The sequence below is a fragment of the Paraburkholderia sp. RL17-380-BIE-A genome (assembly GCF_046028085.1).
Lineage (GTDB): Bacteria > Pseudomonadota > Gammaproteobacteria > Burkholderiales > Burkholderiaceae > Paraburkholderia.
In genome coordinates, this window is the sequence record NZ_JARESQ010000002.1 from 118,133 (window position 1) to 137,459 (window position 19,327).

General features: G+C 59.0%; 20 protein-coding genes and 1 pseudogene. 11 read left to right on the forward strand and 10 right to left on the reverse strand.

Features of this window, described 5'->3' with window-relative positions; all coding sequences use genetic code 11:
• Nucleotides 1-9 precede the first annotated feature (9 nt).
• Together P0D68_RS03270 and P0D68_RS03275 are read left to right on the forward strand one after the other, a co-directional pair.
• Complete coding sequence (locus tag P0D68_RS03270) at nt 10-294, forward strand: hypothetical protein (RefSeq protein WP_408303208.1); 285 nt, start codon at nt 10-12, stop codon at nt 292-294.
• Complete coding sequence (locus tag P0D68_RS03275; protein WP_408468088.1) at nt 203-454, forward strand: hypothetical protein; 252 nt, start codon at nt 203-205, stop codon at nt 452-454. The genes P0D68_RS03270 and P0D68_RS03275 overlap by 92 nt, the downstream gene beginning before the upstream one ends.
• Here the strand turns inward: P0D68_RS03275 and P0D68_RS03280 are convergent.
• The 4 genes from P0D68_RS03280 to P0D68_RS03295 all read right to left on the reverse strand — a co-directional run bounded on the left by P0D68_RS03280 (nt 439) and on the right by P0D68_RS03295 (nt 5,018).
• Entirely contained in the window at nt 439-1,200 is a 762-nt protein-coding gene (locus P0D68_RS03280; RefSeq protein WP_408303206.1) for a phosphatase PAP2 family protein, read from the reverse strand. The two genes, P0D68_RS03275 and P0D68_RS03280, sit on opposite strands and share 16 nt — an antisense overlap.
• Complete coding sequence (locus tag P0D68_RS03285) at nt 1,197-2,405, reverse strand: MFS transporter (protein ID WP_408468008.1); 1,209 nt, start codon at nt 2,403-2,405, stop codon at nt 1,197-1,199. The genes P0D68_RS03280 and P0D68_RS03285 overlap by 4 nt, the downstream gene beginning before the upstream one ends.
• 111 nt (nt 2,406-2,516) lie before the next feature.
• On the reverse strand, nt 2,517-3,116 hold the full coding sequence (locus tag P0D68_RS03290) for an efflux RND transporter permease subunit (protein ID WP_408303202.1): 600 nt from the start codon (nt 3,114-3,116) through the stop codon (nt 2,517-2,519).
• Nucleotides 3,117-3,263: 147 nt separating this feature from the next.
• Nucleotides 3,264-5,018 (reverse strand): SIR2 family protein, encoded by a 1,755-nt coding sequence (locus P0D68_RS03295; protein ID WP_408468009.1) that lies wholly within the window; start codon nt 5,016-5,018, stop codon nt 3,264-3,266.
• Between the two features lie 817 nt (nt 5,019-5,835).
• Here P0D68_RS03295 and P0D68_RS03300 point away from each other — a divergent pair.
• Nucleotides 5,836-6,930, forward strand: a complete 1,095-nt coding sequence (locus P0D68_RS03300; RefSeq protein WP_408468010.1) for an ArsO family NAD(P)H-dependent flavin-containing monooxygenase — start codon at nt 5,836-5,838, stop codon at nt 6,928-6,930.
• Complete coding sequence (gene arsC / locus P0D68_RS03305; RefSeq protein ID WP_408303196.1) at nt 6,927-7,349, forward strand: arsenate reductase (glutaredoxin); 423 nt, start codon at nt 6,927-6,929, stop codon at nt 7,347-7,349. Before P0D68_RS03300 ends, arsC begins: the two co-directional genes overlap by 4 nt.
• A 91-nt stretch (nt 7,350-7,440) precedes the next feature.
• Here the strand turns inward: arsC and moaA are convergent, their stop codons facing one another.
• The 3 genes from moaA to P0D68_RS03320 form a co-directional block, all read right to left on the reverse strand.
• Nucleotides 7,441-8,568, reverse strand: a complete 1,128-nt coding sequence (gene moaA, locus P0D68_RS03310) for a GTP 3',8-cyclase MoaA (protein ID WP_408468011.1) — start codon at nt 8,566-8,568, stop codon at nt 7,441-7,443.
• Nucleotides 8,569-8,648: 80 nt separating this feature from the next.
• Nucleotides 8,649-11,126, reverse strand: a complete 2,478-nt coding sequence (locus P0D68_RS03315; RefSeq protein ID WP_408303192.1) for an arsenate reductase (azurin) large subunit — start codon at nt 11,124-11,126, stop codon at nt 8,649-8,651.
• Between the two features lie 16 nt (nt 11,127-11,142).
• Nucleotides 11,143-11,667: an arsenate reductase (azurin) small subunit gene (locus P0D68_RS03320; protein ID WP_310042955.1), complete on the reverse strand. Its 525-nt coding sequence runs from the start codon at nt 11,665-11,667 to the stop codon at nt 11,143-11,145.
• 176 nt (nt 11,668-11,843) lie between these two features.
• Between P0D68_RS03320 and P0D68_RS03325 the strand changes: the two genes are divergently transcribed.
• The 5 genes from P0D68_RS03325 to P0D68_RS03345 all read left to right on the forward strand — a co-directional run bounded on the left by P0D68_RS03325 (nt 11,844) and on the right by P0D68_RS03345 (nt 16,348).
• On the forward strand, nt 11,844-12,722 hold the full coding sequence (locus P0D68_RS03325; RefSeq protein WP_408303190.1) for a substrate-binding domain-containing protein: 879 nt from the start codon (nt 11,844-11,846) through the stop codon (nt 12,720-12,722).
• A 10-nt stretch (nt 12,723-12,732) separates the two neighbouring features.
• A complete protein-coding gene (locus P0D68_RS03330; protein WP_408303188.1) occupies nt 12,733-14,190 on the forward strand; it encodes a sensor histidine kinase in 1,458 nt (485 codons plus the stop codon).
• 11 nt (nt 14,191-14,201) lie between these two features.
• Nucleotides 14,202-15,542 carry a sigma-54-dependent transcriptional regulator gene (locus P0D68_RS03335; RefSeq protein ID WP_408303186.1) on the forward strand — a complete coding sequence of 447 codons (1,341 nt, stop codon included), beginning with the start codon at nt 14,202-14,204 and terminating at the stop codon, nt 15,540-15,542.
• A 42-nt stretch (nt 15,543-15,584) separates the two neighbouring features.
• Nucleotides 15,585-15,893: an acylphosphatase gene (locus tag P0D68_RS03340; protein WP_408303184.1), complete on the forward strand. Its 309-nt coding sequence runs from the start codon at nt 15,585-15,587 to the stop codon at nt 15,891-15,893.
• A 239-nt stretch (nt 15,894-16,132) separates the two neighbouring features.
• The gene (locus P0D68_RS03345) at nt 16,133-16,348 is read left to right on the forward strand and encodes a GDCCVxC domain-containing (seleno)protein (RefSeq protein ID WP_408303182.1); all 216 of its coding nucleotides are present in this window, start codon (nt 16,133-16,135) and stop codon (nt 16,346-16,348) included.
• A gap of 138 nt (nt 16,349-16,486) precedes the next feature.
• On the opposite strand, the gene P0D68_RS03350 is transcribed toward P0D68_RS03345, so the two are convergent.
• The 3 genes and pseudogenes from P0D68_RS03350 to P0D68_RS03360 form a co-directional block, all read right to left on the reverse strand.
• Nucleotides 16,487-16,825, reverse strand: a complete 339-nt coding sequence (locus P0D68_RS03350; RefSeq protein WP_408303180.1) for a cation efflux transmembrane domain-containing protein — start codon at nt 16,823-16,825, stop codon at nt 16,487-16,489.
• A 124-nt stretch (nt 16,826-16,949) separates the two neighbouring features.
• Nucleotides 16,950-17,012 (reverse strand): annotated as a pseudogene (locus P0D68_RS03355) (cation transporter); the annotation flags it as partial.
• Between the two features lie 209 nt (nt 17,013-17,221).
• Complete coding sequence (locus P0D68_RS03360; RefSeq protein ID WP_408303178.1) at nt 17,222-17,419, reverse strand: heavy-metal-associated domain-containing protein; 198 nt, start codon at nt 17,417-17,419, stop codon at nt 17,222-17,224.
• Nucleotides 17,420-17,576: 157 nt separating this feature from the next.
• Between P0D68_RS03360 and P0D68_RS03365 the strand changes: the two genes are divergently transcribed.
• Nucleotides 17,577-17,939, forward strand: a complete 363-nt coding sequence (locus tag P0D68_RS03365) for a hypothetical protein (protein ID WP_408303176.1) — start codon at nt 17,577-17,579, stop codon at nt 17,937-17,939.
• A 92-nt stretch (nt 17,940-18,031) separates the two neighbouring features.
• On the forward strand, nt 18,032-19,327 hold the full coding sequence (locus P0D68_RS03370; protein ID WP_408303174.1) for a TolC family protein: 1,296 nt from the start codon (nt 18,032-18,034) through the stop codon (nt 19,325-19,327).

A 19,327-nucleotide genomic window follows, 5' to 3' on the forward strand; every position in this document is an offset into this window, starting at 1 on the left:
GAGAACACCGTGAGACGCGCTACCCTTTTTCTGGCTGTGGGCATTTCCGCTGCATGCGCATCCAGCGCGGCTTTCGCGCACGCGGACATCGGCGTGTTTCTGGGCGTGCCGGGGCCAGTTTATGCTGCGCCGCCTGTTGTGTACGAGGCTCCGCCGCCAGTGGTCTACGCACCCGCCCCGGTCTATGGCTATGGATACCGCTATGACGAAGATTACGGCGACGGGCGCCGGTGGCATGACCACGGCCGCCACCGCGGATGGGAACACCATCGCCATTCTGACGATGACGACTGATTCACCAACGGCTGCGCCCGGCCTCGCATTGAATGCTCAACCTTTCAGCGTGACATTAACCACGTTCGAATCGCACTGCACACGATGCGCTCTTCTGGCATCGACGCACGCGGTGACAACAAGAGGGTTGGTTGTCAACATACGCTACCCGGGGGCGTAGAGGGTCATGTCCACACCGTGTTGCATGATGATGTGCACCGTCGCACTGATGACAAAGGTGACGAAGGACGCCACTCCGAGGGAAGTAGCGCCCCTTTCGTTTTCATCCCCTACGCGATGTAGCACGGCTGCCGTTGCTATCCACGCCACACCGAAGCTGATTCCAGCGAGCACATCAGAAAACCAGTGCACGCCGAGATAAAGGCGCGAGAACGAAATCAGGAGAATAAACAGCGCGGTGGCAGTCGCAATACGTAGCCGTGCGGCGCTGCCCCACGCGCGCGCAACGAAAAACGCCAGAAAACCGTAGGTAACCACGCTCAGCGTTGCATGATTACTGGGAAAGGAAAATCCCTGCAGGCCCTCATACATTGATGACGGTCGCGCACGGCGCATGGCAAACTTCAGTGTTACGACGAAGGCCTGTGCAAGCACTGTCGCCAGTATCCAGTAAGTGGCGCTCCGCAGCCGCTTTTGCCAGACGAGCCACGCAAGGACGACGAGAATCACCGGGATGGTGACGGCAGCATCGCCCAGTTCCGAGGCGGCGACCATAATGGAGTCGAGTAGCGGAAAACGGATAGATTTGAGCACCGCGTGAATCCTGACGTCGACCGTAACAAGCGGGTCCCCGCTAACGACATCCTCCAGCACGCCAAGGAAAAGCCACGTACCACCGACAGCTAGTGCGCCAGCAACGAGCAGGTTGCGGATTCCGATGCGGTTGAAGAGCAAACGCCAGTTCATGCTTCACCGCCAGACGTCGTTGTCCTCGCGACTAGCGCAATTAGCGTCGCGATACAGAATCCAGCGCCTGCATAGAACGTTGTGCCTGCTCCAAACCGGTCCCAGAGCTCGCCGGCGACGAGGCTTGCCACAAGCATTGCCAATCCGCTCGTGAGGTTGAAGAAGCCAAACGCTGTCCCTTTCAGTTCGGGTGGTGCCACTTGCGCGACCATGGTTGCCAGCAGACCTTGTGTGAGCCCCATGTGCAGGCCCCACAGAACGACGCCGAGCAGCACGATTGGCCAGTGACTTCCGTGCGCAAGCACGACATCCGACACAATCAGCACGACGAGACCGATGGCTAGCAGTCTGGTGTGACTCATCGAGTCAGCGAGCTTGCCAAAGGGGTAAGCCGAGGCCGCATACACCAGGTTCATCACGACCATGACGAGCGGCACCAGCGCGACGGGTACGCCGCCCTGCATGGCGCGCAGGACGAGAAACGCCTCACTGAACCGAGCGAGTGTGAACGCCGCACCGACAAATACAACCCACCAGTACGGCTTGCTGAGCTTCTTCAGGTTTTCGAGCTTCAACGGATTGACGCGTTTCGCACCTGAGTGGCGCTCCGGCTCCCTCACGCCGAACACAAGCAATGTCACGGCGGCGATGCCCGGAATCACGGCCACCCAGAATATCCTGCGGAAGTCGTTTGCCCAAAGCAACATCAGCACGACGCCCAGCAACGGACCGATGAAGGCGCCGACGGTGTCCAGCGACTGGCGCAGGCCATACGCGGCACCGCGCAGATGTGGCGGAGCGATATCCGCCACTAGCGCGTCGCGCGGCGCCCCCCGCAGACCCTTCCCGACCCGGTCCACAACGCGCGCGGCCAGGACAATCCCCGCCGTAGGCGCAAGTGCAAAAAGCGGCTTGCTGAGCGCACCCATGCTGTAGCCAATGACAGCGAGCCATTTCCTGTTGCCAAGATAGTCGCTCAATGCACCGGAAAATATTTTCACGATGGGCGCGGTCGCTTCCGCGACACCTTCAATGAGTCCAACCATCATGGCGCTCGCCCCCAGGCTCGTCACCAGGAACATCGGTAGGAGGCTGTGGATAATCTCCGACGAGATGTCCATGAACATGCTGACGAAGCCGAGCATCCAGACGCCACGGGGAATCTGGCTGAGCGTGCGTGCGCGAGGCTTTAGGTTAGTCTGCATTCTTTCTGATTCTGTAATCGTCCGGTTCGATGGCGGTATGGTCGCACGTCGGGGCTAAATCAATATGAAGTGCTACCGATGGTATCGGACGTTGTTCCGCCCTGAGCTGGTCTAGGTTACCTTCCGACGCTGCTTCTCACGCCTGTACACATAAAGCGCCGGTGACAGGTTTGTACTTAGCAGACCGCTCCAGACCAGACCGCCCAGCGTAACAATGGCCAGGCCCTGTTCAGGGGCGGCGCCTTTACCGAAACCGAGTGCGGTCGGCAGCAGGCCCAGTGAGGCTGTCAGCACAGTCAGGAGAAACGGCCGGAAGCGCACGTCAACAGCGTCGCGCACGGCTTCGACCACCGGGAGTCCTTGCGCTTCGTTTCGCTTTACGAACTGCAGCAAGACGATGCCGTGGTTCAGGCTCACTCCAATCAGGGTAAGAAACGCAATCAAACCGGTGGCGTTGAGACCGATACCACTCACCACCAGGGCAATAGCTCCCCCGTAGAACGCCAACGGCATCTGCAGCAGAAGCAGGCCGGGCACGAGGAGGCCGTCGAACTGCAGTGTCAGGATGCTCAGCGCGAGCGCCCATATTCCGCGACTCGCGCCAAGCATCCAGAACAGGACTCCAACCGCGAGCACGGCCCCAATGGCAAGATTCCTGGTCAAATCCGAAGCGACCACGCCGACAATGTGCCCCTGGCTGTAAATTCGCACGAAGCGTGCGCCGCCGGGCAGTTGGGGTTCGAGTTCCTGCAGAGCCTTATCAACTGCGTCGACGACAGGTAACAGCGAACAAAGTCATTGCGCTATCGTGGCTTCGGTCTTTTGACTGCTGTTCGGTCCCTCCCTGCATAACCGCTACTACCAGCCCCAACCCAGCTTTCGGCTAAACGCGGTGAATCCGGCTATGGCCGCTCGGCATTCCTCCGCGGTCTTGCCAAACAACCCGGACGAGACATACTCGGACATATCGCCGAACTCGTCGAGCGACGACGAGATACGTGCGGCGACGCTTTCTCTGTTCGCGGCTCGATGGCCAAAACTTCCTGGGGGATACCAGTCGCCGAACTCACTTGGCGGCCGGCTTTGATGACAAGCGAGCGCGACAATAATCTCGACCCAGTCGAAGTGCTTTTCAAACTCATCTTCTGAAACAAACCCCTTCCCGAGCACGTTCCAAAGTGTCTTCTGCATCCAGTCGTTAACCGGGACGTATCGGCGGTCCATCCCTTCAAGCAGTCGCCCCCAGCCTTGCGAGTCCTGCAGGAAACAGGTTGGGGGAAGCGCCATGGATATCGGAACCTCCAAGTTGTCCATGCGGACCTTCCCGTCGAATAGCTTGGACATCGCGAGTAGGTTGTCGCTGAGAGACGCACCGAGTAAGGCAGCGTATGCCACCAATGTGGCTGGGTAGTTTTGATAGTTCAGCCACAACACGAGCCCACCTTGCTGGCGGGACGCGTAGATTCGGTCGAGTAAACGGCGCAGGATTTTAGCGACCGCCTGGTCTCCCCATCTTCCGCATGTCGCAGCAACCGCAATCAATGTGGAGGCCATTGAATCGTAGGTTTTCACCCGATGCGTCACTGAATCCTTCGTCGGCTGCGAAGAAGTATCAGCGAACGGACCCGCGCGCAATTGCGTCGACAGCTCTCGCCCAAGGTTCTCAATCAAATCTGCCAACCGAATACGGTGGCTAGGGTCGCTCAGGAAGCGCTTCGCCGAAGCGACCGCAATGTCCTTGGAGAGCGGGTGAGGCTTGCTGAACTCCTCGATGGACTCGATTTTCATCTGGAGGTCCTCGAAGAAACTGTCGGCACCGTCTATCGGCAGCGTCAGGCCGCCCCTCAGAGATATGAGGTCTTTAGCGATGCGCCCTGGCTCTCCGCGAGACGTCCAGAACATCGAATATCGACGTGAGGGTGCTCGCTCGATGTTCGCGCGCAGCGCGGTATCCCAGTCGGCCGACCAGCCGCAGGTGACGAGGCCGAATTCGTCAAATACGCGGGCGAGAAATGCATTCATTCGTGGGTCGTACTCGGCCAGTTCGGTGGGTGTGTTCCGAGTACGCGTGTCGAGATAGTCGCCATGAACCTTCACGACGCAGCATTTCATGTGCGCGAGCGGCACAGCGCCCTCAATATGGTCTGGCGCGCTCAACACAACCGGCGCGATTCCTTCATCTTCAAGCGCGCGCTCCATGAGCCTGTCGAAGTTGGTCGTGATAATGACCCGCACGTAGCCGGCAAAGGCCAGTTTGGCGATGGCGCGGTGTGCCTTTGTAGGCATCTTGACGCCTTGACCCTGCTCGTCGGCTGATGGCTCGAAATATGCCCGTAGGAGTTGCTGCCTCTCACTCGGCGTCGTCGCAACCATATCGAGCAACTTGCCGTAGTCGGGTTGCTCGCCAAACTTCGCGGCATACCACGCAGCGGGGTCGGGCTCACATTGTTCCTCGGAAAGCGCGGCCAACTTACGTATCAGTTCGAGAACTATCTCCCAACCAGTGGGGATGCGCGATGAACGCGATACGCCTGAGCCGAGCAGAAGCGCGTAGGCGCCTTTGTTCGACTGCATCGAAAAGGCGAGCGAAATGAGTGGGTCGAGCATTTTCATTCCCCGGACAGCTTGGTGTCTTGGTCTTCAACTTTGCAGGGAAGATGTCCCAATGGGGCGGTCGCCCTGCAAGCCGCTGCGGTCCCGTTCCGACGGTGCGTCATCGGCGGAATCAACATTAATCTGCAATATTACCTGTCTGCCCGGGCACTGCTAAATTTCAGAAGCCGTACCGGCCTAAGCCATTCGCTAGATATGTCTTTAACCTCTTCTTCAATCTGAGAGTTTCTTCGACATATAAAGCCATAATTGGATGGAGCTCTTTCTTATGGAGGGCTGCTGCGGGAGCGCAGTGCTCTCCGTAGCAGACGCATACAGCGGAAAGGATGTCCAACCGTGCACTTTGCTCCGACATTTCCAACATCAGGCTTACAGCTCATAGTGCATCAACGTGCCGAAAGTGGGTATCTTTTAATCGTGCATCAAGAGTTCCGATAACCCACGAGTGAGGGGACTGACACCGTGCAGCTTTCTTACGGTGTTCACGTGCACACTTGGCTCGTCGTGTCGTCACTCTGTCGGGAGAACTCGTCGGCAGGGCCCGGCAGATACCGCAATTTCATCGGCTGTTAGGCGTGCGGCATGCGCTATCTGAGGCAACAACTCCATGAGTTCCTGCATCGCCACGTGCCGCTCGGCATGCCAGCGATGCCGGTATAAAGTTCTAGCGCCCGGTCTATGAGTAGCTGCAGACGTGCGGCGGACGGCCCGAGGCCGCTGGTAATCTTTCACAGGTCAGAAATCACTACGCACCCCATGTAGCCGTTTTGAACACTACATATCCGGTATTATCGAAGTATCATCTGGATGAGCATCTATGTCTAACAGCAATGTTTCGGCAGCCAGCCAAATTGACGTCGCCGTTATTGGCGGTGGTCAGTCCGCCTTGGCAGTTGCCTATTTCCTGCGCCGCGCCGGTGTCGGCTATGTCGTACTTGACAACCAGCGAGCCGCGGGTGGGGCTTGGCGGCATGCATGGGATTCACTCCACCTTTTTTCCCCAGCGAAGTGGAGTTCGCTACCGGGATGGCTGATGCCGGTGACCTCGGAGCAATACCCGTCGCGTGAGCATGTCATCCGCTATCTCACTGAATATGAGAGGCGCTATGAGATTCCGGTGCATCGCCCAGTGCAGGTAACGGCGGTGTCTTATCGCAGAGACGGGCTCCTTGTATCGACGGACCAAGGTGTATGGCTTGCAAAAGCAGTTGTCAGTGCCACTGGCACATGGAGCGGCCCTTATATTCCAGATTATCCGGGGCGACAGGACTTCGACGGTGAGCAGGTGCACTCAGCCCATTACAAGAACCCGGATGCGTTCCGCGGCAAACGGGTGCTGGTCGTCGGAGGTGGCAACTCCGGCGCACAGATACTCGCCGAACTGTCGCAGGTTTGTAATGTGACCTGGGTTACGTTGGAACAGCCGACGTTTCTGCCAGACGATGTCGACGGGCGCGTGCTGTTTGAGCGCGCAACAGAACGTTGGAAGGCGCATTTGGAAGGCCGCCCGGACCCGGCGCCTACCGGTGGGCTCGGCGATGTCGTCATGGTGCCTCCAGTTCGCGAGGCACGAGAGCGTGGTGTCCTGAAGTCGGTTCGCCCTTTCGCCCACTTCGTCAATGATGGCGTCGTCTGGGCGGACGGGACTCGCTTGCACGTCGACGCAGTTATATGGTGCACCGGGTTCCGGCCGGCGCTTAAGCATTTGCGGGCCTTGAACGTGGTCAATGCCACGGGCAGGGTCGACGTAGTAGACGGCCGCTCAGTTGTTGAGCGCAGATTGTGGCTTGTTGGCTATGGTGAATGGTGCGGATTTGCGTCAGCCACGCTCACTGGTGTGATGCGTAGCGCACGCTCCACCGCATCACAGATTAAAGACTATCTATCTTCCCTTGCGGAGCAAACGGCATGACTGTCACGATTTACCACAACCCCGATTGCGGAACCTCGCGCAACACCCTTGCGATGATTCGCAACGCCGGCATCGAACCGACCGTTGTCGAGTATCTGAAAACGCCGCCATCTCGCGCAACGCTTGTAGACCTTATCGGGCGGTCGGGACTTGGCGTGCGTGATGTAATGCGCCAGAAGGGCACGCCGTATGCGGACCTGGGGCTGGATGACCCGCTGGTCAGCGACGACCAACTCATCGACGCTATGCTGGAGCACCCCATTCTCATCAACCGACCGCTTGTCGTGACCGACCACGGTGTGCGGCTGTGCCGCCCATCTGAAGTTATTCTCGACATCCTGCCCGAAGCCCGCTCGGTGCCATTCGTGAAAGAGGACGGTGAGGTTGTCGTCGGCGAACATGGACATCGTGTGAAGTAGTTCGCCCATCCAGCGAAGTGCCTAACGGATGGACCGACTGAATAATCCCCTCGACTTCTGTGATGAATGGCAGCAGAGCGGCTGTCTGCCATCAACCGCCGATGAACGACATTTCGACTTTGGACCGGTTGTCTGTGGCGCTGGTTTCACCACGTTGCTCTGAATAGCGGTCGGCCCTCCGCGTCCATAGGTTAGCAACCAGTTGACGCAACCCTTCATCGGTGTGGCTGTTTCGCATTGGCGTGCGTATGTCCAGGCCGCGAGAGGCGAACAGACAGGTGAAGAGCCGACCGTCCGCAGACAACCGTAGCCGCGTGCAGTCGCTGCAAAACGGCTGCGAGACGCTCGAGATGGCGCCGATGTTTCCTTGACCATCGGCGTAGCGAAATCGAGCCGACGTGTCTGAGGGCTTGTCACGGCCAGCCGGTACAAGAGGGAATGCTGCGTCAATCCTGCGAACAACCTCGGACGACGGCACCACCGACGCCATTTTCCAGCCGTTGCTCGCCCCGACATCCATGAACTCGATGAAGCGGACTTCCACGCCAGTTCCCCGGAAGTGGCGTGCCATCGGCAGAATCTGCGTGTCGTTCACGCCGCGCTTCACCACCATGTTGACCTTGACCGGAGCGAGGCCGACACGTTGTGCAGCGTCGATTCCTTCCAGCACAAATGCGGCAGGAAAGCCGACGCCATTCATCCGCTGAAACGCAGCCTCGTCTATTGAGTCGAGACTGACTGTGATGCGCTTCAATCCGGCGTCTCGCAGCAACTGCGCCTTGCGACTTAGCAGAGAACCGTTGGTCGTCAGCGTCAACTCGACGTCCTCGCCATGAGGCGTCCGTAACGTGGCCAACCGCTCGACAAGGTATTCAAGGTCTTTTCGCAGCAGTGGTTCTCCACCCGTGAGACGAATCTTTTCGACACCGAGTCCGACAAACACGCGGGCAATTCGCTCAATTTCCTCGAAGCTAAGCAACTCACGCCGGGGCAGGAATGCGTAGTCCTTGCCGAAAACCTCCTTCGGCATGCAATAGACACAACGGAAATTGCAGCGGTCCGTGACTGATATACGCAAATCCCGCAACGGCCGCAGACGCGTGTCCCGAAGCGGCAACGCAATTACCGCGGAGTCTGACGCAAGCAAATTGCGCTCAGTCGGGTCAGCGGCGCTGACTTCCACGGGCGGAATGACTCGCTCCAGCGTAAATGCCTTCATCGCAGCTCCACTCCCACGTGCGGATAGCCGCCGGCTCAGGAAAAAGAGAATAAAGCCGGCAATGCGCCGGCCGTCGTCACCTATGTATAACGGCGACTCTTGAAGCTGACTTTTTGCTTGTAATCCTCCATCGACCCGACGCGACGGATGTTCGCCCACGTGCCCTTGTAGTACGGAATGATGTTGCGGTCCGTCCATGTGGTCGTGACGTTGTCCTGGATGCCGTTGATGTGACCGAACACCATGAAGGTCTGGTCATGCTTCAGTTCGGCCGCCGGATAGGCCATTGCGTACGTGGACCCAAAGTCGTTGAATACTTCGACGATATCGCCCGCGCCAATTCCGAGCCCCTGTGCATCGTCCGGGTTCAGTTCGATATACGCCATCGGGTCACGAGCGCGAACGAATTCGTTGTACTGGTCGTGGTACACCGTCTGCCACACCTCATTCGTGCGGCCGTTGTTAATCCAGAAGCGGTATTTCGACTTCTGGTCAGCGACCGTCTTCGGCAAACCCGGCCACGGCGACGGCTTGAACTGGGCCTTGCCGTCTGGCGTGTCGAATTTTCCATCCATATACATCATTTCGGTGCCGACCAGCTTGCCTCCTTCCCATGCCTTGGCCGGCAGTTGCACTCCGTTGTTAGCCATCACCTTGAGACGTTCATAGGTAACCAGGTTTCCGGTGTCGCCGCCCTGACTGTCTATCTTCTCCACTCCTGGTTGCCCGGCTCGACGGAATCCATCGTTGAAAGCGTCTTCCTCGGTGTTCCAGTCGAAACCGTCAAACCGCGCGGCCATCTTCGTGTTGCCATCCTTGCGGTACATGTCACGCAGCGTGTTGGCCACGCGCGCGGCGATAAGGCAATCAGGCATCGCGGTTCCCGGCGGGTCCATGAACCGCTCGGACAGGCGCATGCGGCGCTCACCGTTCATCGACGTCAGATTCATTTCGCCGGGGTGTGTCGCCGGCAGCATAAGGTGCGCAGCTTCCTCCAACTTTGTCGGATAGATGTTGATGTTCGTCACGAACAGCCCGCCCTTGCTGGTCGCGTCGTAGATGACGTCGACCAGTTGCTCCGTGCTGGCGCCACGGGCACCCTGCATCGCATCTTTCACAATCTGCGAGCGACGCAAGACCACTTCGCGCAATCCCTGCGCGTTGTTGCTCGTCTGGAAGTTATTGCACGCCCACCACGTCATCATCCGCCCCTTTCCGTGGATGAGTTCCTGGTCGATGTATATCTTCGTGTTGCCGGGATACGGTGGCCTCGTGTATCCCTCCTGGTGTCCGCCCATCCGCACGCAACCCGTACCTCGCCGTCCGACATTGTGAGTGGCAATAGCGACGTCCAATAGCGACGACTGAATCAGATAATTGTCGTTGCCCCAGATGATGCCCTTTTCGTAGGTATGCATCGTTCTCGGAAGCTGCCCCGGTCCCTTCGGTTTATATGACCATTCAGCTGCGTTCTTGATTTTCTGAACCGGCACGCCTGTGATTTTGCTGCACTCGTCGAGTGACAGCTTGTTGGCCTGGACAGCCGCATCAAAGCCGTTCGTATGGGCGGCAATGAAATCTTTGTCAATCCATCCCTGCTGGACAATGTAGTTAAAAATCCCGTTGAACAATGCGATGTCAGTGCCCGGCTGAATGTCCAGATGCAAAACGTTATCCTTTCCGGCTACCTGCTCGGCGACCGCGACGGTCGCCGTGCGCCGCGGGTCCACGAACACAACTTTTGTCTTCGGGAACGCCTCGCCTGGGAAGCGTTGCTTTTTTTTGTCGAGCGTCCCGCCCTGCAGGTTTGGCAACCAGTGGTTGAGGAAGTAGTTCGTCTGTGTTTCGTACGAGTTTGCGCCAATGGACCAGATGACATCGGCCAGCTCGGCGTCCTCGTACGAATTGTTCAGTTCGCCAATACCCATCTCACGGGTGGCGTGGCACTCGGAGTTGTACGCCGGTCGGTTGTGGATTCGCACCATCGGCGTTTGCAGCGCCGTAAACATCAGCTTGCCGGAACCCCACGTATTTTCGAAGCCACCGCCTGCACCACCGTGGTCGAAGGCAGAAAAGACGATACCGCTTGGACCGTCCTTGTCGAGTACCTTCTTCATCAGGCCGGCGTAAAGCGCCATCGCCTGGTCCCAGGTCGTATCCACCCACTGGTCGCTTAGATAGATGCGCGGTTGTCTCAACCGTTCCTGAGTGATTCCGTCCGCCGCGTACATGTACATCGCCATCTTGCCGCCGCGTGTCGAACTCAAGCCACTGTTCACGACGCAGGTCTTGTCCGGAACAATCATGATGGTGTGGCGCGAGCCATCGCGGTCGGTGACCACGTTTTCCATGGCAGGCGTCATGATGAGCGAGAGTGGCGGCACCTGTTTGCGAAAATCAACACCGAGCGCATTCTGGTTCGGCGCGCGGCCACCTTCCTGGTCCTCCGGCCATTTGTACACGTGGTACCCGCATCCAACGATGCAGAAATGGCAGGTCATATTGGTTCGCTGGGCCGTGACCGGCGGTAGCGCAATGCGGTCCTTATCGGTAGGCATTTTCAGCTCCTCGAACTCAGAGAACGTTGGCCTGGCGGCCGTATATCAAACCTTCCACGCCGACTGCTGACACGGTGCCTGTCTTCTCGTCATACTGAAGCCGCACCCGAGGCAGATTTTCGGTGGCCTGCCCGACAATCATCTGTCCGGCCTTTTCTGCGTCGAACATGCTGAAGTGGCAGGGACACTTGAAGACCTTCGTCGTCGGCTCGTAGACGACGGGGCAGCCCATGTGCGTACACATGGTGCTATAGGCGACGATGTCACCATCGGGGCCGACGCCACCCGGAACGCGGCTCCCAAGCTTGAGAGCTGTGCAGGGCGATGCAGCATCCGGATAGGTGAACGTAACAGGGGCGTTGACGGTCATGCGTCCCACCTGTCCGACGGCCTTTTTCGGGTAAGGGAGCTTCGTCTTGCTGGTATCCACGGGGTTTGCGGCCGAGGCCACGGTGGGTACGAGAGCAGAAGCGGCGGTTGCGGCAATTGAGCCGCCGCCCAACTTCAGGAATGTGCGACGCCGGATTTTGAGTTCGGACATGGTCTCCTCCTCGCTTGAATCTTGCTCGTGTAATCGTTAGCATCGAGCAAACGGCAAGAGGTATGCCATGCGGTCCGACGTCCGCCGGAAGGCTTGCGCCAACACGATTTGAATTCAGCAGGCCTGATGGACGCCATTACCGTCCGGTAACGGTTCGTGATGGGGAGTGAGCCGTTATGTCACCAATTCGTAACATCCGGCGGCGGCAGGTTCTACGCTTCGCGCTAGGCCTTCCACTGCTCTCGTCTTTCAAGCTTGCAACTGCCGGCGAAGGCCCGACGGTTGCGTTCGGCACGACTGCCGTGTTCCTCGATAACGAAATCAGCCTGCTCGACCGTTGGAGCCGCGAACTTGGTGAGGTATGCAACTCTGATGTGAGGTTTGTGCAGCGCAATAGCTATCGTGAGATTGATGACCTTCTCGCCGAGAATCGGCTGGATGTGGCGTGGGTCTGCGGGTTTCCATACGTCACCAACTCACAAACGATGCGGCTGTTGGCGATACCAGACTATCAGGGTAAGCCGCTTTATCGTTCATATCTGATTGTCCCCAGAAGCGATACGCAGACCACCCATATCTCGCAGCTTCGAAACCGCGTGTTCGCATTCAGCGACCCGCAATCGAATTCCGGCTTTTTGGTCCCGACCACTGAGCTGATACGTGCGGGCATCCGGCCGACCCGCTTCTTCAAGAAGTCCTTCTTCACGTATGCGCACAGAAAAGTCGTTGACGCCGTGACGACCGGACTTGCGGATGCGGGTGAGATTGATGGGTATGTCTACGACACCATCGAGAAGCAGTACCCGGAACGCACCCGTGAGGTACGGGTGGCGTGGCGCTCTCCGCAGTACGGTTTCCCGCCGATTGTCGCGCGCCGCTCGCTTGACGACGAATCGTTTCTTCGTATCCAGCGCGCGTTGGTCGGTATGAAAGACCGCCCTGCAGCCCGGGAAGTGCTGCAGCGATTGAACCTCGATGGCTTCGTGCCGGACGACGACAAGGTGTTCGATGGCATACGCCGCCTGGTTGCCATCCTGAACTCTGGGCCAGTTTAGGACCGCGCAGATGCTGTCCCATCTCAGCTACCGTTACAAGATTCCACTCGCGCTGAGCGCAGTCATCCTGCTGACGGAGATACTCGTGACCTTCGCGCTCGTAAGCGTTGCGGTTTCCGATGCCAGAAATGACCTCGAAAGTAGCGCCCAGAATCTGTGCCGCGTCCTCACACTGTCGCTTCGCGACCCGATGGTCAAAGACGACCTGTGGCGTGCCTTCGAAGTGATTCGGACACCGGTGGCGGTCAGGGAGCCCACAAATCCGCTGAAGGAAATCGTTCTGTTCGACTCGAAGGCTCGGGTGTACGCCTCCACGTCTCCCCGCAAGGAACCTGTCCAGCGCCCGGTCGCCCAGCTTCCGGCACAGTTTGGTGCGGTCATCTCACATCTACGAGGTCCAGGCGACCCGTTCTTTTTGGACTTTCCGGGATTACTCGCGAGCCGCGACGTCACCGCCGGCATGCCGGTGAATTCGGACGATGGAAGCCGACTCGGCTATGTGGTTCTGCTCTATGACGCCAATACCTTTTACGGTCGTGTCCGCTCCACGCTGCTCAAGCTAGCTGTGGCTACTGTGCCCGCCTTGCTACTACTCATACCGCTAGGCTGGCTCTGGGGCGACCGGATGGCGAAGCCGCTCTTGCGCCTCACGGCCGCCATGGGCCGCATTGGAAAGGAGCACCCTGAAGAAGTTGACGTGGAAATCACAGTGCAAGGGAACGACGAAATAGGTCAGCTGGAACAACAGTTCCGGGCCATGCTTGCCGAACTGGCGCAGAAACAGGAGTTGGAGAGAGAAGTCGTCGTCGCCGAAAGACTGGCGGCCGTCGGGCAAGTTGCAGCTGGCATCGCGCATGAAATCAACAACCCCCTAGGCGGCATGCTTAACGCTATAGACACACTCAATACGCATGGGGAACCCGACGCCCAAACCCGAAAGACCCTAGGTTTGCTCGAACGAGGTCTCGCGCAAATTCGTTCTACTGTTGGCGCATTGCTGTTTGAGGCGCGGCTGGACTCCCCGGCAATGAGTCTGTCGGACTGGCAGGACTTGAAGCTGTTGATAGCACCGCAGATACAGGCTAAGCAGGCAGCGTTTCATTGGAACATTCAGTTGGACGAGGCGATAGCATTACCCGCACACCTGGTGCGCCAGCTTGTGCTCAATTTGCTGTTAAACGCGGTGAAGGCCGTGGAGGTTGGCGGGCGTGTTGACTGCCTGGTTGCGGCCAATGGGGTTGGGCTGCAGATAACGGTATCGAACACCGGTCAGCACATTTCGGGCGTGGCCATGGAGCACCTATTCGAGCCGTTCGGGTCGGTTGCCATGGCCGAGGGTCGGCGGTCGCACAGCCTCGGATTGTGGGTGAGTTATCAAATCGTTACGCAGCTCGGTGGCACAATTTCAGTGGATAGCACACCGGGACGGACGTACTTTGCCGTGCTATTGCCGGTTACTTCTCCATGAATCAGGAGAGCATGATGTCGACCACGCTTATCTGTGTCGTCGAGGACGACCCCATCATGGGGGAGTCGTTGGCCGACCGCTTCCGGCTGGAAGGTTTTGACGTGGACTGGCATACCGACGGCGAATCCGCCCTGGATGCCTTGCAGAACCGACCGTATCAGGCCGTCATCAGCGACATCCGGCTACCCGACATATCGGGTGAAGAACTGTTCTCACGGTCGGTCGCCGCGCATACGTCAGTGCCGCCATTCTTGTTCATCACCGCGTACGCTTCGGTCGACACGGCGGTGTCTCTTCTGAAGAGCGGCGCTGCCGACTACATCACGAAGCCATTCGACATCGGCGCACTGGTCGACAAGGTCAGGCTTCTCACAGGAACGGGCATACCTGACCAGGCCATGCCGGCGCAGAGCGAACTGGGTGTGTCCGAAGCGATGCGGCGCCTTGCGGAACTGGTGCCACGAGTCGCGGGCCGCGCTAAATCGATTCTGATTACGGGCGAGTCGGGCGTTGGCAAGGAAGTGCTCGCACGGTTCATTCATCGACATGCGCCCGGCGACGCGTCGCCGTTCATCGCAGTCAACTGTGGTGCCGTCCCGGAGACGCTTCTCGAGTCTGAATTTTTCGGCCACGAGCGAGGAGCCTTCACGGGTGCGGAACGGCAAAAGAAAGGCTACTTCGAGCAGGCCGAGGGTGGCACGCTCTTCCTCGATGAGATAGGCGACTTGCCGCTGTCGATGCAAGTGAAGTTGCTCCGAGCGCTTCAGGAGCGACGCGTCACGAGAGTCGGCGGTGAGAGAGGGTTCGAAACCACCTTTTGGCTGGTCTGCGCAACGAATCGGGACCTCGCGGAACTGGTCCGGGTCGGGAAGTTTCGGGAGGACCTGTTTTATCGCATCAACATCCTGCAGCTGCGCGTCCCGGCACTTCGCGACAGGCCCGACGATGTCCTTTGGCTTGCCCATCGTTTCGTACGCGACATTGCGGGCCGGCTTGGTGAACCAACGAAACTGTTTCATCCGTCGGCCGAAGCGCGATTGGCGACATATGGATGGCCCGGGAACGTGCGAGAGTTGCAGAATCGCCTCGAACGAGCATGCATCGTGTGCTCACGCAATATGCTTTTCTCCTCCGATATTTTCGAGGAAGACGGGTCTCAGGCTGCAGTAGCGCTGGACATGGACGCTCCGCTCGACGGCTACATGGCTGCATGCGAAAGCGCGTTCATCCGAGCCGCGCTGCTGCAGCACCAAGGCCACATCTCCGAGACCGCACACGCCCTTGGCATTTCAAGGAAGAGCCTGTGGGAGAAAATGCGCAAGCATGCGATTGCGGCTGAACCGCTTCATTGAACCTCGCTCGTCAGTGCCTGAACCTGCAACCGGAGTACGCCCATGGAATCTCACGAAAAGGACGAGCCGCTTGAGACCCGACTTGTCCAGGTGCGTGGTCAGGTACAGGGCATCGGCTACAGAGAGGCCTGTGTACGCCGGGCGACAGCACCAGGCATCACCGGTTGGGTTCGCAACCGTATGGATGGTTCGGTAGAAGCGATGCTGCGGGGCTCGCCGGAGCAACTGACAGAAATGTGCGCCTGGCTCAGCGAGGGCATGTCCGCAGCGCTTGGCGACGCGCTTGAGGTAACCGAGGTGCCGCCACCGTTTGCCCGCTTTGACAACTTCGAGCGCTTGCCCACTTTCTAACTGCCCGAACTCACTCGCCTTTTGGTCCGCTTCTGTGGCGACAAACCAGGGACCGCGTCGGGTGTCTGACTGCGCTTCGCATGGCGCTTGCGAAAATACCAAGCGTCACATCGGATAATGTGGATTTTGCGTACCAAGCGCGCCGCGATGATTATTGACCCGTTAGAGGTTTCAGTCGATACGCTAACGAAGGCTACATCCGACGCTGGCTATTCGTCTCACGTCATGCAGGAGCGGTGATGAGTGCAGTCTCGTTGAATACCACTATCACGTGTCCGGCATGCGGACATAGAAAAGACGAGACGATGCCCACCAACGCCTGCGTCTGGTTTTACGAATGCGCACATTGCAAGACCGTGCTCAAGCCAAAACCAGGGGATTGCTGCGTGTACTGCTCATACGGCACCTGCAAATGTCCGCCGGTGCAACAATGTGGCTTATGCTGTGGCGGCTAACGCCTTGCGGACGGTTGCCCGAATCGATGTCTATGATGACGGGGGATATCTGGGGAAACGCGTGCTTACGTAACCCCCAAGGTATCTACTTCTCTGAGCCGGGTCGAATGAGCAGAATATCGACCCAAACCTTCATCGCTAGGAAAGCGCCGTGTGGTTCTCGTCGGAATTGCGCGACTGTTGCCAAACTTCGATGGCCTCCTTCGCCACGTATATGGCGATGGCAAGACCGACGACCAGGTCCGCGTAGCGGCATCCGGTCGCCACGACCACCAGGCCGGATGCAAGAACGCCGAAATTTGCCACATGGTCAGCGCGCGTGCAAATCCAGCTTGCTTGCATATGAATTTCGCCCTCCCGGTACCGTGCGAGCATCCGCAGGACACTGACGTTGACGCAGAGCGACACAATTGAAAACCCGACCATCGCGGCGCCAAGCGGCTCGCTTCCGAACAAAAGGCGGCGCGTCGGCGACAATGCCGGCGCTCAGGAGCATCAGAGTCGCTCCCGTCCACCGGGCTGAGTACCGCTTGAATCGGATACCCCGTGTCACGGCCATGAGCCCGAGTCCGTACGCAGTCGCGTCGGTGAGCATGTCCAATGCGTCCGCCATCAAGCCGCTTGACTGAGCCCAAAGGCCGGCCACCATACCGACGACAAACATGGCGGCGTTCAGGACCCGCGCGATACGAAGCGTCTTCCGTTCGTTTTCGGTGTTGCCGACGCGCGCCCGCAATCACAAGACATAGACCGCCCTCCAGTCACACGGCGCCAGGTTCCATCCTGGGGTAGGTGACAACTGCACTAACAGAACAGGCCGCCGCAGCACACCTGACGAGGGCGACAGGTCCGGCGCCCGCTCGGACGACCTGTTTATGCGCTGACCGCAGGATGAAATCCCGCCGCTTCAATCACAGCGGCAAGGCGTTCCGATGACAAATTCGACTCAATTTTCACGATTCTTGCCGCGACGTCGATGTTCAGTTTCGCGTCGGGGTTGACGGTGGTGACCGCGTGCGTAATCGAATTGGCACATCCACCGCAAGACATATCCTTCACTTCAAACTCCATCGCTACCTCCGCAGAAGAAACCAGACATCCCATCATGAACCTTCCCACGGAGGGAAGGTCAAGGGGCCGTACGTGGCTTTGTCGAGCGGCTGCGTGTGACGCGGGCACGGCAACCTCCTTGGAGCATGAATAAAATAGCTTCGCTATAATCCCAGCCATGAAATTTCTCCGAACATTGCTCCTGCTGCTGCTTTGCGCTGCGCTGCCCATCAGTGGGCTGGCAGCCAGCGGCTTGACTGGAGAATGTCCGATGCAGATGAGCATGGGTTCCGACGGAGGCAGCGCGATGTCGTCGGAGATGCCCGGCTGCGAGATGATGAAATCGTCTCAACCAGGAAAAGCCAAAGGCTTCTTCTGCAAGGCAACGGCGCAATGTCAACTGGGCAGCCTGTATCACCCGGTGTCGCGCATCGAGGTAACCCGTCCCGCCGGGCTATCCAGCCCCGTCGCATTCCACTACGCACAGTCGCTTACCGTCCGTGAACCGGCCGGTCTCTGGCGACCTCCTCGCGCCATCTAATCCCTTGCTGACAGGTTCGCCGCATTTGCGGCGATGTCGTCCTGCGTCCGGGACGTGGATTCCCTATGGGAGTCCGCCGTTGGGGTTAGACCATGCCTTCGACCATTGGCACGCCGTCATGCCGGCGTGCACCACTGCGCGCGCATTCGCTTTTTGCCGCACTGATTCTCACGAGCGTCGCCGCGCACGCTCAGGAAGTACCCGTCACGCTTGATGCTGCACTTCAAGCTGCCACGGACCACTCTGCCGCCATGGGGGCTGCACAGGCATCGGTGCGGGCCAGTTCGGAAGCGGCCGTCCGGGCCGGCCAGTTGCCCGACCCGACGCTCAAGGCCGGTGTCGACAACCTGCCGGTGACCGGGCAGCAGAAATACACAATCGGCCAGGATTTCATGACGATGCGCCGTATTGGCATCGAGCAGGAATGGGTGTCGGGCGACAAGCGCCGACTCCGGTCCGAGCTGGCGAATGACGTAGTGGACCGCGAGCGCGCGGGCTACCTTGGCCAGCTCGTGAACACTCGCCAGCAAACGGCCACGGCCTGGCTGAGCGCGATGTATGCAAAGAAGACCGTTTCGCTGCAGCAGGAACTCGTTGACCACATGACCCACGAGCTCGACGCGACGAAAGCGTCTTATCGTGGAGCAAAAGCGACGGCCGCCGACGTGACCCAGGCTCAGGCGATGCTCGCGCAGACCCAAGACCAGTTACTCAAGGCCCGGCAGACGTTCCAGACCGCGCTCATCGGCCTGTCCCGCTGGACGGCAATGCCCGTTTCGGACGTGACCGGCGAGCCGCCGGCGCCACAGTCATATGTGTCATCGCTGCCGCCGGAGGAGCTGAGTCAGGTGCAACCGGTGCTCATCGCAGCATCACGGAACATTACCGTCGCCGATGCCGATACGGCCGTAGCGAACAGCAACCGCAGCCCCAACTGGACTTGGGAAGTCGCCTACCAGCAGCGCGGCGGAGCGTACTCGAACATGGTGTCGGTTGGCGTCAGCATCCCGCTTCCCATCAATCGCAAGAACCTCCAAAACCGGGACGCCGCCGAGAAGGCGGAACTGGGCACCAGGGCGCGCTTGATGTACGAGGACGCTCAGCGTCAAGTGGAAGCGGACATCCGCGCACAGTCTGCCACGCTCGCGAGCGTTCGCGAACGCATCGCGAATCTCACCCATTCCCTGCTCCCGGCTGCGGACCAGCGCGTGCAACTTGCGGCGGCCGCATACAGGGCAGGCACCGGCTCGCTTGCCGATACCTTTGCTGCCCGGCGTGCGCAAATCGAGGCGGAACTTCAGGTGCTGGACCTGCAACGCGATGTCTCGCAAACCTGGGCCCAGCTCGAATACCAGGTCGTGCCGGCGTCGATGTCCGTGGGTCAGTGA